Source organism: Microcystis sp. M_QC_C_20170808_M9Col (assembly GCF_007095495.1).
In the GTDB taxonomy this organism is placed as follows: Bacteria; Cyanobacteriota; Cyanobacteriia; order Cyanobacteriales; family Microcystaceae; genus Microcystis; species Microcystis aeruginosa.
The window spans coordinates 1-12331 of the sequence record NZ_SFBZ01000302.1; the positions used below are offsets into that span (position 1 = coordinate 1).

General features: G+C 43.8%; 13 protein-coding genes. 5 read left to right on the forward strand and 8 right to left on the reverse strand.

Annotated features, from left to right (window positions below):
• From EWV68_RS19020 to queF, 5 genes are all read right to left on the reverse strand, one after another.
• On the reverse strand, positions 1-1886 hold a 1886-nt coding region (locus tag EWV68_RS19020; protein WP_287170722.1), incomplete at its 3' end, for an NACHT and WD repeat domain-containing protein.
• 65 nt (positions 1887-1951) lie between these two features.
• The gene (locus EWV68_RS19025; protein WP_287170723.1) at positions 1952-2347 is read right to left on the reverse strand and encodes a hypothetical protein; all 396 of its coding nucleotides are present in this window, start codon (positions 2345-2347) and stop codon (positions 1952-1954) included.
• Between the two features lie 26 nt (positions 2348-2373).
• Entirely contained in the window at positions 2374-2796 is a 423-nt protein-coding gene (locus tag EWV68_RS19030; RefSeq protein ID WP_287170724.1) for a Het-E N-terminal domain-containing protein, read from the reverse strand.
• Positions 2797-3149: 353 nt separating this feature from the next.
• Positions 3150-4178, reverse strand: coding sequence for a PstS family phosphate ABC transporter substrate-binding protein (locus EWV68_RS19035; RefSeq protein WP_287170725.1), 1029 nt, complete (start codon positions 4176-4178; stop codon positions 3150-3152).
• 417 nt (positions 4179-4595) lie between these two features.
• Positions 4596-4991 (reverse strand): preQ(1) synthase, encoded by a 396-nt coding sequence (gene queF, locus EWV68_RS19040; RefSeq protein WP_002740916.1) that lies wholly within the window; start codon positions 4989-4991, stop codon positions 4596-4598.
• Between the two features lie 227 nt (positions 4992-5218).
• Here queF and EWV68_RS19045 point away from each other — a divergent pair, with 227 nt between their 5' ends.
• The 4 genes from EWV68_RS19045 to EWV68_RS19060 all read left to right on the forward strand — a co-directional run bounded on the left by EWV68_RS19045 (position 5219) and on the right by EWV68_RS19060 (position 8209).
• Positions 5219-6400 (forward strand): M20 family metallopeptidase, encoded by a 1182-nt coding sequence (locus tag EWV68_RS19045; RefSeq protein WP_287170726.1) that lies wholly within the window; start codon positions 5219-5221, stop codon positions 6398-6400.
• A gap of 22 nt (positions 6401-6422) precedes the next feature.
• Positions 6423-6887, forward strand: coding sequence for an MEKHLA domain-containing protein (locus EWV68_RS19050; protein ID WP_287107981.1), 465 nt, complete (start codon positions 6423-6425; stop codon positions 6885-6887).
• Between the two features lie 120 nt (positions 6888-7007).
• Positions 7008-7709, forward strand: a complete 702-nt coding sequence (gene pyrF / locus EWV68_RS19055; RefSeq protein ID WP_287170727.1) for an orotidine-5'-phosphate decarboxylase — start codon at positions 7008-7010, stop codon at positions 7707-7709.
• Positions 7673-8209: a hypothetical protein gene (locus tag EWV68_RS19060; protein WP_287170728.1), complete on the forward strand. Its 537-nt coding sequence runs from the start codon at positions 7673-7675 to the stop codon at positions 8207-8209. The genes pyrF and EWV68_RS19060 overlap by 37 nt, the downstream gene beginning before the upstream one ends.
• Here EWV68_RS19060 and prmC read toward each other — a convergent pair.
• From prmC to EWV68_RS19075, 3 genes are all read right to left on the reverse strand, one after another.
• A complete protein-coding gene (gene prmC, locus EWV68_RS19065; protein ID WP_287170729.1) occupies positions 8206-9090 on the reverse strand; it encodes a peptide chain release factor N(5)-glutamine methyltransferase in 885 nt (294 codons plus the stop codon). The two genes, EWV68_RS19060 and prmC, sit on opposite strands and share 4 nt — an antisense overlap.
• A 5-nt stretch (positions 9091-9095) precedes the next feature.
• Complete coding sequence (locus EWV68_RS19070; protein ID WP_271937276.1) at positions 9096-9896, reverse strand: Tic22 family protein; 801 nt, start codon at positions 9894-9896, stop codon at positions 9096-9098.
• 388 nt (positions 9897-10284) lie between these two features.
• Positions 10285-10719, reverse strand: a complete 435-nt coding sequence (locus EWV68_RS19075; RefSeq protein ID WP_079210292.1) for a hypothetical protein — start codon at positions 10717-10719, stop codon at positions 10285-10287.
• Positions 10720-10939: 220 nt separating this feature from the next.
• On the opposite strand from EWV68_RS19075, the gene mtnA reads away from it, so the two are divergent.
• Positions 10940-12019, forward strand: a complete 1080-nt coding sequence (gene mtnA, locus EWV68_RS19080) for an S-methyl-5-thioribose-1-phosphate isomerase (protein ID WP_287170730.1) — start codon at positions 10940-10942, stop codon at positions 12017-12019.
• Positions 12020-12331 lie beyond the last annotated feature (312 nt).

Here is a 12331-nt window from a genome sequence, read left to right on the forward strand (position 1 = left end):
GTGCGGATTTCTTGACCTGTCTGAACATTCCACAGTTTGATTGTCTTGTCATCACTACCGGTCGCTAAAGTCTTGCCATCGCTGCTAAAACTCACGCTATTGACATTACTATTATGCCCTTCTAAAGTATAGCGTTCACTTCTCTCAACCAGAATCTTATTCAAAGCATTCATCACTTCCGCATCATATTTGTGTTGATTTTGCAAGGTTTTTCCTGCCTTAATTGCTTCAACGAAAGCCTCTAATTCTTTTCCTCTATCAAACAAAGACAAGGAAGAAAACCCGCGAGCATTTGCCAGATTGAGTTCCGCTTGTTGTGTTTGTTTCCAAGCCATCCAACCCAATCCTGTACTAATCACCACCGCCACCAAAGAAACCGCCGCAATCCTTCGCGCTGTTCTAATTTTTTCATTTTTTTGACGTTCAGCTTGAGTAACACTCGCCTTAATAAACTCAATCGCCACAGGATCTAAATTAGGCAGAGAATTATTCTTTTGAAACTCAACAATTTTGGCTAACTTAGAACCTCGCCAAAGCTCACTACTCGCTTTTACTGCATCTTGCTTCTGTAAATCATCCCACTGTTTAGCATCAGCATATAAACGACTTCTCAGAACAATTATCTCCTCTTTTTCTCGAATTAAATCCTGTAACACTTGCCAACACCGCAACAATTCTTCATGTGCCACCTCAACCGTTGCTTTCCCGTCTTCTCCCTTACTCACCAAAAGACGATTATCTATCAATTGATAGAGAACCTCCCTTTGCATTTCCTCCTGTTCAAAACTCGATTTATCCGCCCTTCTGCTAACCGCTTTTTCCCCTTCTAAACTAATTAACTCTAGAAAAATTTCCTCTGCTGCTTTCCTTTGCTGTTCATTAAATTGACTATAAATTTTATCCGCTTGTTTTTCTAGCGCACCCGTTACCCCACCAATCTCTTGATAAATCTTATTATTTAAAACCCGATTTTGAATATGATCTTTTTCCCACAATAAATCTAATGTATATTGTAACAGAGGTAAAGAGCCGGCCTGTTCATAAAAATCCGCAACAATTTGATTAATTAATCCCTTTTCAAAAATTACCCCATTTCTCGCCGCCGGTTCAGCAATAGCTAATCTTAACTCACTTTCGTCCATATCCGTTAACATCTTGCTATACTGATCATGGATTTTTCCTAAACTAGGATAAGGACTTAATTTATCTAAAAAATCCGCCCTCATCGTCATCACAATTTTAACTAAACTATCATTCTTTTCAATTAAATTAACCAAACTTTTAATAAAAATATCCCTTTCTGTCTTCGGTGTACGAGTAAATAACTCCTCAAATTGGTCAATAAAAATAAACCATAAATCAGAATTATTTTTTAATCCTTCAACCACCTTAATTAAAGTATCTTCCTTAACAGCTTGTGCTAATTTCGCTTGGTATTGTTTATATCTATTTGCCAAAAGACAACCATAAAAAGACTCAAAGGGATTAACATCAGGAACAAAAGTTAAATTAACCAATTTATTCGCGCCAAAATTATCCTTTAACTTAGGAATTAAACCCGCTTGCACCAGAGAAGACTTACCACTTCCCGACGCACCTAAAAGCAATAAAACATTCTTTTGCTTTAAATAATCGGTTAACTCAATAATCCAATTATCTCGCCCAAAAAACCTATCCTTATCATCTACCTCAAACTTCCTTAAACCCAAATAAGGTGAACCCGTAATTAAAGTTTGAGCCTGAATCTCAACTCCTGACTTTTGGGTGATAATATATTGATTGATTACACCGCCACTAATATCACCTGCAATTCCCTTAAATTCACCATCACCGCTAAGACCTTTAACATCACCCCCTATTTCTGAATAATAACTTTTATCAGTCATTTTTGCTACCCCAAAATTATTCTTTTCAAGTTAACTTTAAATTGCAGTTTTAGAATTAGCACTCTTTAAGGACTTCCTACTAAACCAAACAATTTAGCCAAACCGCCTAAAATCGTTACAATTAAAGCGACTAAAATCCCTCGACTGACAAACTCTTGATTCTCTAAGCGCTTTTCCACGCCATCATTTTTTCCCTCTAAACGCTTCTCAATACCATCAATTTTTCCCTCTAGACGCTTCTCGACACCATCGATTTTTTCCTCCAGACGCTTCTCGACACCATCAATTTTTTCCTCCAGACGCTTCTCGACACCATCAATTTTTACCTCCAGAAGCTTAATTTCACCTTTAACTTCACTAAGTTCAATCTTAATATCAGTAACATCTTTTTGAAGATTGTCTAACTTTTGATTGATTTGAATTAGAAAATCTTTAAGTTCTACCTCAACAGTAATTGACATAAATTTCCCTCCTAAATAATTCTCAACTAATTAATCTTCTGACTAATATTTCCACCACTAATATCTCCTGCAATTCCCTTAAAAGTGCCATCTCCCACCATTCCTTTAATATCATCACCAACATCAATATTATACTTACCTGCGGCAAATTCTTCAGGTTTTAATTGCTTGAGTAATTCTTCTGCTGTCTTAATAACCTCTGCATCTCTATCAATTTTTGCTTCAAGTAACTCTTCTTTGAGCAGTGTTTTTACCCCCTCTGAATCTGGTTTTTTCTCATGTTTATCGACGATATCACTATCATCTGTTTTCCCTTTTTCTGCAAATTTCTTCTTAATCAACGCTTTTAAACTCTCATAAGCATCCTTAACCGCTGTTCCTGCCGTATCCTTAGCAGCAGCAACCGCACCAGCAGCCAACGCAGCGAGAATTAGAGAAATCGGTTCCATTGCCTGAGACTCCAAATTAGATATTGCTGACTCAATTTTAGATCAAAGCAAAGTATCTGACGCAATTATGGCGCAGGTATTGGGCGCAAATGGCTTGCTCGTCGGGGTTGTTGGCTACCACTGCCAGTTGCACATAGGTGGGATAGTAGCGACAGAAGGTGTAAATCCCACCGTCATCGATGCCCTGCTTGTTCAGTAAAAATCGTTCGCACTGAGGGATGATTTCGACGGGATAGCCGAAAATCTGGACAAAACTGGGAGTAGCAGTCCTCTAGATGCGCCCAATCAAGCGCACACTCAGATGAAAATTGCTCAAATTCACTTTAACCTAGATTTGTAGAAGTTGGATTAAATTATCTCAAGGGAACAAAACCAGCTTTTTCAATTAATTCCTGTCCTTGATCGGTTAATAATAAATCAGCGTAAGCTTCCCCCGCTTGTTCGTCTAATTGACCATTTTGTTTGATAATAACAAAAAGACGACGGGTGATCGGGTATTCTCCCTTTTGAAAAGCTAATTCATTCAGTTGATTACGCTTCTGGGGACATTGGGAAGACGGGATCGAAGGTTCTTGATAGGGGGCAACTAACTTATTTTCGCTTTTACCGAGGGGTAAAGTTTTAATTCCACACTGGGGAACTACTTCCGGTGCAGAAGCATAGTAAATTCCTCCTAAATTTTGGGAAACTTTTCTGAGAGCGGAAGTTGTACTGTAAATGTACTGAATATTACTGCCAAAATCGGCTTTTTCTAAAACCTGATCGATAAAAAATTCCACGGTTCCCCCATCTTCCTTGCGTCGGGAATAGGGAATAATCGCTAAATTAGGCCCGCCCACTTGCCGCCAATTGCGAATTTTTCCTGTATAAATATCTTTTAACTGGGTAATTGTTAGACCGGAAACCGGTAAATCGGGATGAACTGCGATCGCAATTCCATCGATAGCCACGGGAACCTCTTTTAAGGTCAATCCCCGTTGTTGAGCGCGTTGTATTTCCTCATCTTTGAGCGATCGAGATGCTTGGGAAAAAGCCAATTGATTCTCGATTAACATCCGAATACCGCTGCCGGTGCCGGGGGTTCCCGTAGTGGGATCGGTATAGACGAGGCGAAATTTCGGCCAGACTTGCTGGATAATAAAGTCCACTTCCTTGCGAATCGGGGCCCAAGTGGTACTTCCCCCGTAGTTAAATAATCCTTCCGGGACATTTTTAACTGCACCTAAAGTTTCAGAAATTTGATTATTCGAGGAGGAAGAATTAGATCGATCATTGAGATTGGGAAAGGTTTTGTTGAGCAACCACCAAGCAATTCCTCCTAAAAGTGCCGATGTCACCATAACCGTCAACAGCAGCGGAAGAATTTCATTTTTCTGGGACATAAAATCAGGATCACGATTCGGACTACTTTAATGATAATCCCAGCTTTTTTTAATGACCCTAACTTTTACAATTCTTTCGGGTTGTGCCAAGGGTTAAGGATCAACCATAGAGACACGAACAACAGAAAGGAGAGGATAGATTCGATGAGTAATACTAAACCAGGTTATTAAAAACTGATTATTTATTCTCCCTTTTGCCTCTTGCCTCTTGCATGAGTGCCTGTCCTGATATGTAAGCCTATACTCAACGGATTTAGTATAAAACCTATCAGACAAAGGACAAGATAGCGATATAACCTGCTTGAGCATCTTCTCCTGTTGACTGGCTACAGACCTTCGAACAGCAAAAAACTTGAACAACAAAAACTAGAACAGCAAGGGATGGAGGCAACCCCATCCCCAAACTAGACAATTATGCTATTCTTTTTTATACATCACCTCCACCACGGTATGTACGTTACCTCTGGGATGAAAATCCCCCTTAACTTTCATCTGCAAGGGTTCGCAAGCGGCCACCAAATCATCTAAAATTTGGTTAATTGCTTCTTCGTGGGAAATATAACGATCGCGATAACTATTAATATAAAGTTTAATCGCCTTTAATTCCATCACCTTTTGATCGGGAACGTAGCTAAGATAAATAGTGGCAAAATCGGGATAACCGGAAAAGGGACACTTACAGGTATATTCCGGCAGAGTGATCTGAATATCGTAATTTCTGCCAGGGCGTGGATTGGGGAAAGTAATTAATGTTCCTTCGGCAATTTCTCTTTCCCCGTACTTAACTTCAATTTTTTCGGAAGACTGAACCATGTTTTTTCCTAACTAGACAATGTTTCCTATCATAGCTGGAATATTCTCTCAAGAGGCGTTACCGAATCAAGAGATGAATAGTAACTCCTGCATCCTATTGACAAATTAGCTTAGTCCAGGGTTGAAAGAATGCCGAGAAGACAATGCAGACTTAAAATCAGCCAAGTCGAATTTTCAGGTAAAAAATGCTCTATGATTAACTCTAAAGATACTGTAAAACTGGTTTCATGCTCTCCGAGATTAAAAACATAGCCGAGAGTCTCGCACCCCGATTAGTGGAGATTCGCCGCCACATTCACGCGAATCCAGAGTTAAGCGGGCAAGAATATCAAACTGCCGCCTATATTGCCGGGGTTTTGTCTTCCTGTGGTCTATCGGTGCAGGAAGCGGTGGGAAAAACGGGAGTTAAGGGAGAATTGGCGGGAAAAGGCAGTGATCGAAGGATTTTAGCCATCCGCGCCGATATGGATGCCCTACCGATCCAAGAAAAGACCGATTTAGACTTTGCTTCCCGCAAACCGGGGATTATGCACGCCTGCGGTCACGATGTTCATGCTACCGTCGGTTTAGGGGTGGCGATGGTGCTTTCCCGTCTCTCGGAACCTTTGGGGGGAAAAATACGCTTTCTCTTTCAACCAGCAGAGGAAATCGCCCAGGGGGCCAATTGGATGATCCGGGAGGGGGTGATGCGGGATGTCAGCGCCGTTTTGGGGCTGCACGTTTTCCCCTCGATTCCGGCCCGATCGATCGGAGTTCGTTACGGGGCCTTAACTGCAGCTGCCGACGATCTGGAGATTTTTATTCAAGGGGAATCCGGCCACGGGGCCCGGCCCCACGAGGCGATCGATGCTATCTGGATCGCTTCGCAAGTAATCACCACTTTACAACAGGCAATTAGTCGGACTCAAAACCCTTTGCGTCCCATTGTCCTCACCATCGGGCAGATTAGCGGTGGTCGCGCCCCCAACGTCATCGCTGATCAGGTACGCATGGCGGGAACCGTGCGATCGCTGCACCCAGAAACCCACGCCCATCTCCCGGAATGGATCGAGAGTTTGGTCACGAATGTCTGTAGCACATATAACGCTAAATGTCAAGTAAAATATCGTCGGGGCGTGCCATCGGTGCAAAATGACCAATTTTTAACCCGTTTAGTCGAAGAAGCTGGTTTAGAAGCTTGGGGAAGGGATCGGGTTTTAATTCTCTCGGAACCCTCCATGGGGGCCGAGGATTTTTCCCTTTATTTGCAACAGGCCCCGGGGACAATGTTCCGTCTGGGAGTGGGTTCTCCTCACCTCCTCAATCCCCCCCTTCACCATCCGGAATTTTTAGTGGATGAGTCGGCAATTCTGACGGGAGTGATTACTTTAGCCTACGCGGCCTATAAATATTGGCAACGGCAAGATTAAACCGGTTTTTCAAGATAATTTTATGGAAATTTGGGAAGATTTAGCTATTATAGCTTGGACGGAATTGCTGCTGGATAATTATGAACGATTAATCGGGCGATCGCTTTTACCCCGGATCGGTACTGGCAAAGAACAGAGTAAAATGCTCTTTTATGCCCCTTTTGTGCTGGTTTCCCACGGTACACAAACTAATCCGATCTTCAATTATGGTAATCGCGGTGCCCTCGATCTCTGGGGTTTAACTTGGCCAGAATTATTAACAACTCCTTCGCGAGCGACGGTAGAGGGGGAGGAAATCGCCAAAGAACGCCAAAAAATGCTAGATTTAGTCAAAAAACAGGGCTATATCAACGATTATCACGGGGTAAGGATCACGAAAAATGGTCAACTATTTCGCATTGAAAAAGCGATCGTTTGGAATATCATCGATCGTGATGGCATTTACTGCGGACAGGCTGCCACCTTTGCCGATTGGATTTTTCTCTGATTTAAGCTGTACTGCCTTGAAACTCCGTCCCCACTTCCCCACTTCCCTCTCCCCGCTTCCCTCTCCCCACACCCCACACCCCACACCCCACACCCCACACCCCCACTGTATCACCCCAATATGACCAACTCAGACCGAATTATTGTTCCTCTCGATGTGCCGGATTTAGAATCAGCGATCGCACTGCTTGATCTGTTGCCGGAAGTCAATTTTTGGAAAGTGGGACTAGAATTATTTGTCAGTAGCGGTGCAGAAATTCTAGGGATTCTGCAAGAAAGACAAAAAAAGAGCTTTCTCGATCTAAAATTTCATGATATTCCCAATACAATCGCCGGGGCCTGTCGTTCAGCTAGTCGCTATCAAGTGGATTTACTCACCCTGCACGCTACGGCCGGACGGCAAGCACTGACGGCGGCTAAGGGGGCAATCTCTGACCTGCTATCGCCGCCAAAACTTCTCGCTATCACCGTTTTAACCAGCCTTAACGCCCGCGAATTAGCCCTCGACCTCAAAATTCCCCTAGAACTATCGGAATATGCCTTAAATCTGGCATTATTGGGCAAAGAATCGGGAATTGATGGGGCGGTTTGTTCTCCCCAAGAAGTGGCGCAATTGCGTCGCGTCTGTGGAGAGGATTTTCTCTTAGTTTGCCCCGGAGTTCGTCCCTCCTGGTCAACGAAAGGGGATCAAAGTCGGGTGATGACTCCGGCCCAAGCGCTTAAAGCTGGGGCTGATTATCTAGTAATTGGACGACCGATCACCGGTGCCGAGGAGCCAAAGGTAGCATGGGCAAAAATTTGTCAAGAATTAGCCGATATTTAGCTGTATTACTGGTTATTTTCGGGATTAACTTGCCAGCAGTTAGTCGTCCTCTTTCTAGCTGTCCGGAGGATTTAAATCTTTTAGTCGATCGCCTCTTGTCAGATTTACCCAGTTATGCTAATCGAGTTATTACCCGCTCCCAAATCGACCAAAAATTATCTACACCGGTTTTTGTGATTATTGCCGGTCGTCCTGAATTTGCACCCCTACCTTTAACTGCCGGTCAATATTCCGGTCAAATTGCCGATGACACTCAACAGGTTTTTTTTACGACTTTAGAGCGTCAGTATAGCAAAAATCGCTTTGTCAGCCTCCAGAATTATCACTGGTTATTTTTAACTAAAACTGGGGAAGGATGGCGATTAGTGACGGTTTACAGTCAATTAGCTGCCCTTGAACCCGCTCAAGTCCCCTTACCTCCCCTAGAAACCAGTCAAGGCACCATCGGCCAAGCGGTGCGTCTCTGGCTGCGGGACTGCGAAGCGGGTGCATTGCGCTAAATTCGCTCGGCCAAAACAAAGCGATCAAAACCTGCTAGGTCGTTAATAATCTGAATTTGTCGATAATTGCCCTGATTTTCCAGCATTTGCGCTACTTTTTCCCCTTGACCGGCTCTCATTTCCACTAGCCAAAGGCCTCCCGATCGCAGATAATCGGGAGCAGTGGCCACTAGATAGCGCAGCGCGGTCAATCCATCTTCACCTCCATCGAGGGCCAAACGGGGTTCATGTTCCCGCACTTCAATTTGTAAGTCAAGGATTTCTGCACTGGGAATATAGGGAGGATTGGACAGCATACCGCTAATCTGTCCTTTCCACTTCTCTAGGGTGGTCCACCAAGAACCCTGTTTTAAGATAATTCTGTCGGCAAAACCCGTCTTGATGATATTTTCTTTGGCGATCGCTAAAGCCGTTTGACTGTAATCAATAGCATATATTTCTGCTTTTGTCAAGATGCTGGCCAGGCCAATAGCGATCGCACCGCTACCGGTTCCCAGATCTACCCAGATTCCCCCGTCGTCTCCTCTGACGGTTTCGCCAACAATATCGATTAATAACTCGGTTTCGGGACGAGGAATTAAGACTTCTGGGGAGACTTTGAGGGTAAAATTACGCCAGACCACCGATTCGAGCAAATACTGCAAGGGAACCCTTACTTGCAGGCGTTTTTGCCAGCGTTTAGTAATTTCCGACCAAGAATAACTCAAGGGGATTTTTTCTCGTTCGCGAAAGGATTGTAAGCGCAGGGAAAGAGTATCTAAATCTGTCACTGCTTGCAGAAAGATATCCACTTCTTTCGGAGATAGTTGCGCTTGCTCTAAATCAGCGATCGCCTGTTGGCGCCATTGACTTAATTCTTGACCGGAAATACTCGCAGACACAAGACTTAACGATTGGGGGCGGGGGGATTATTGGTATTATTATTAGGGCGTGGCTGATTTGCCGGGGGTTGGTTGGGAGCATTTTGGTTGCTATTTGCCCGAATAAAATCAATCGTTTCTTGGCTAGGATAGAGGAGAATTTTGGTTAAAGCTTCATCCTGGCTTTGTTGTAGGGTAGCGATGACACTTTCTAAGGGAATAACATCAATTTTCACCGTGGTCGCTTCTGCGGGATTAGCTTTTTTATATTGTTCTACCATTTGCAAAGCGGCGGCCTTTTCAAAGAAGAAAGGAATCAAATCCTGATTATTGCGACTGATCACCAGAAAATTACTCTCTTTTCCTGCTTTCGGCACAAACAAAGGTACACCACCTTGATATTGTTGACCTCTTTCACTGAGCAGTTTTTTCGCTGATTCTACTTCCGACTCTTTGGGAACAAAATCGATAATTAGACGATTTTGATCGGTTTGACTGGTTTGCATTTTATAGACCTGTGCCAAAGAAACAGCCTGAACTTTAACTTTGCTGGCCACTTCAGGATTCTCTTTTTTCAGTCGTTCAAAAAAGTTTTGTGCGTCCTGCCGACTGATAAAAACTCCCGTGAATTTCTGTTCTTTTTCTCCCACGGCAATTAGGGGAACTCCTTGATCATCGGCAATAGCGAAGACAGGTACAGACTGCAAGGTTTTGACGATTTGTTCTTCCGGTAAAGCGAGTGCTTTAGAATAGCTGCCCAGCAGCGAAGTCAACATTGTCGTTCCTACTAAACCAAGAGTTGCTGTCCAACGAATGAGAGATTTCATCAAAATAATTACCTCGTTATTACTATTAACCAATATTTGCCGTTAATCTGAACTATATCGTCTGCTTAACCCCTCCGATCAGGAGTTTTTTGATGAATAACAAGCCCCGAAAGTTCCCTTTATTGGCTTGCTTCTGAACCATCATAGCTAAAAAGCTCCATATTTGGTGAGATGTGGTCGCAGCGGCGGCCAGGAAATAGGGGCAATTTACGGACTGATCTAGGGAAGAATAGGGATTAATTGGATTTTTTAAGCTATATTTTCAAAAAAAATCGCTTTAGCTACGGTTTAAGCTTGCTTTTGCCTTAATAAGCACCAACTTGAGATCAAAAGGCATCCTCTTGTCTGAATCAGTTAGTCAACTGGCTACCCCTTGATCTTGGCACTGCTAATGACTTTCCGAGAGATGGCGCGGATGGGCGATCGCTAACCGCAGCCATTGATAGGAAACTAGATTTAAAATCAGTCCGATGATCAATAAAATTGCCATGAGAGCGATTTGATACCAGGCGATCGGTCTGACCAGAAGATCGGCGATCAGATGGGCTAAATTCAAGACAGAATAGAGAATTGTCAGCCAGAAATGGGCCTTTCTCAAGGAGCGACTTTCGCTAAAATTGACCCCGATAATCGCTAACATTGGCAGCAAAAAAAAGAGCAACATTCCCCAGAAAATCGGATCGAGATTGCTGGTTTGATGACTCTCGACGATCGATTGACCATGGAAAAGCGGCATTAAACCCAGTTGGGTGTGAAATAGAGTTCCCAAGAGGAATGTTGTCCAGAGAGCGGCAATTTTTTCGGGATATTTCGCTGTTTTCACGGTAATTATCCTCTTAATCGGTTAGTATAAAAGGTCGGGCTAGGTGAGAAAGTATTCTTAAATTTTTCCTAGTCACTTATCTATACATTCTAAAAAAAGTTTCTGTATTTAAAATTACTTTTTACAAAAAAACACAAAATAGTTTTTACTGCTGATCAGCCGTGGAGAAAGGCCGCTGCTATAGTGGTAAATTTAGCTAATTCTCAATCTAAAAATGTTTATGACCACAACCACTTGCGAGAGTAACTCGATCTATCCCGTGCGTTGGCAAGATAACAAAGTTTGGCTGATCGATCAAACCCGTTTACCCATGGAGTATGGGGAAGTTGAGATCACCAGCAGTGAAGCCATGGCCCGGGCGATCGAAACGATGATTGTCCGCGGCGCTCCGGCGATCGGGGTGGCGGCTGCATACGGTATGGTTTTAGGAGCGCAGGAAATTACCACCGACCAGAAAGAGCAATTTCTGGCTGATTTAACTAGAATAGCCGATCGATTAGCCCAAACCCGGCCGACGGCGGTGAATTTATTCTGGGCGATCGAGCGAATGTTAAAAGTGGCCAGGGAAAGTGGCCCAGAAGTGGCAGTAATTACCAAAAATCTCCTTGAAACTGCCCAAAATATCCAAAAAGAAGATGTGGAAACCTGTCGGGCGATCGGTCACCATGGTTTATTGGCGCTGCCGGAGCAACCGGAAAAACTGACAATTTTAACCCACTGTAATACTGGTTCCCTGGCCACGGCCGGTTATGGTACTGCTTTAGGGGTAATTCGTTCCGCTTGGACAGCAGGGAGATTAATACAAGTGTATGCAGACGAAACCCGGCCGCGGCTGCAAGGGGCAAAATTAACCGCCTGGGAATGTCTGCGGGAGGGAATTCCCGTCACCGTGATCACCGATAGCATGGCGGCCCACTGTATGCAGCAAAAACTGATCGATGCGGTGATTGTTGGGGCCGATCGCATTGCGGCCAATGGGGACACGGCCAACAAAATTGGCACCTATTCCCTTGCGGTGCTGGCAAAAGCTCATCATCTGCCTTTTTATGTGGCCGCGCCGCTATCGACGGTGGATTTTTCCCTTAAGGATGGTACGGGGATACCGATCGAACAGCGCGATCGTGCCGAAATTTATCAGGTGGGGACAACTACCCTTTGCCCTAGAGATGTTAACTTTTATAACCCCGCTTTCGATGTTACTCCCGCCGCTTTAATCACCGCTATCATTACCGAAAAAGGAGCGGTAACACCGGCTGAATTAATTTTTTTACCTAAAATGTCGGATGAATGCCCCCGCTAGATTTTTCGACAAGATACTCACTAAAATTAGAACGTAGGTTGGGTTGAAGCATGAAACCCAACGCCGGCATGGGTTACGCTACCGCTAACCCATCCTACAAATAATTTTGCCTCCTTGCTTAATAATCCTAATGAGTCTCCAAATGTATCCTTTTTTGGACGAAAATGCCTAAGTCCCAATGAGTCTCCAAATGTATCCCTGACTGACGGACACAAGTGGGTCAAAACCTGACAAGACAAGGGTTGCCAAAAAGAAAAATATCTGGGTAGATAGGGAAAAAGCAAGAATCCCTACAAGATGAAAACCGAGAAC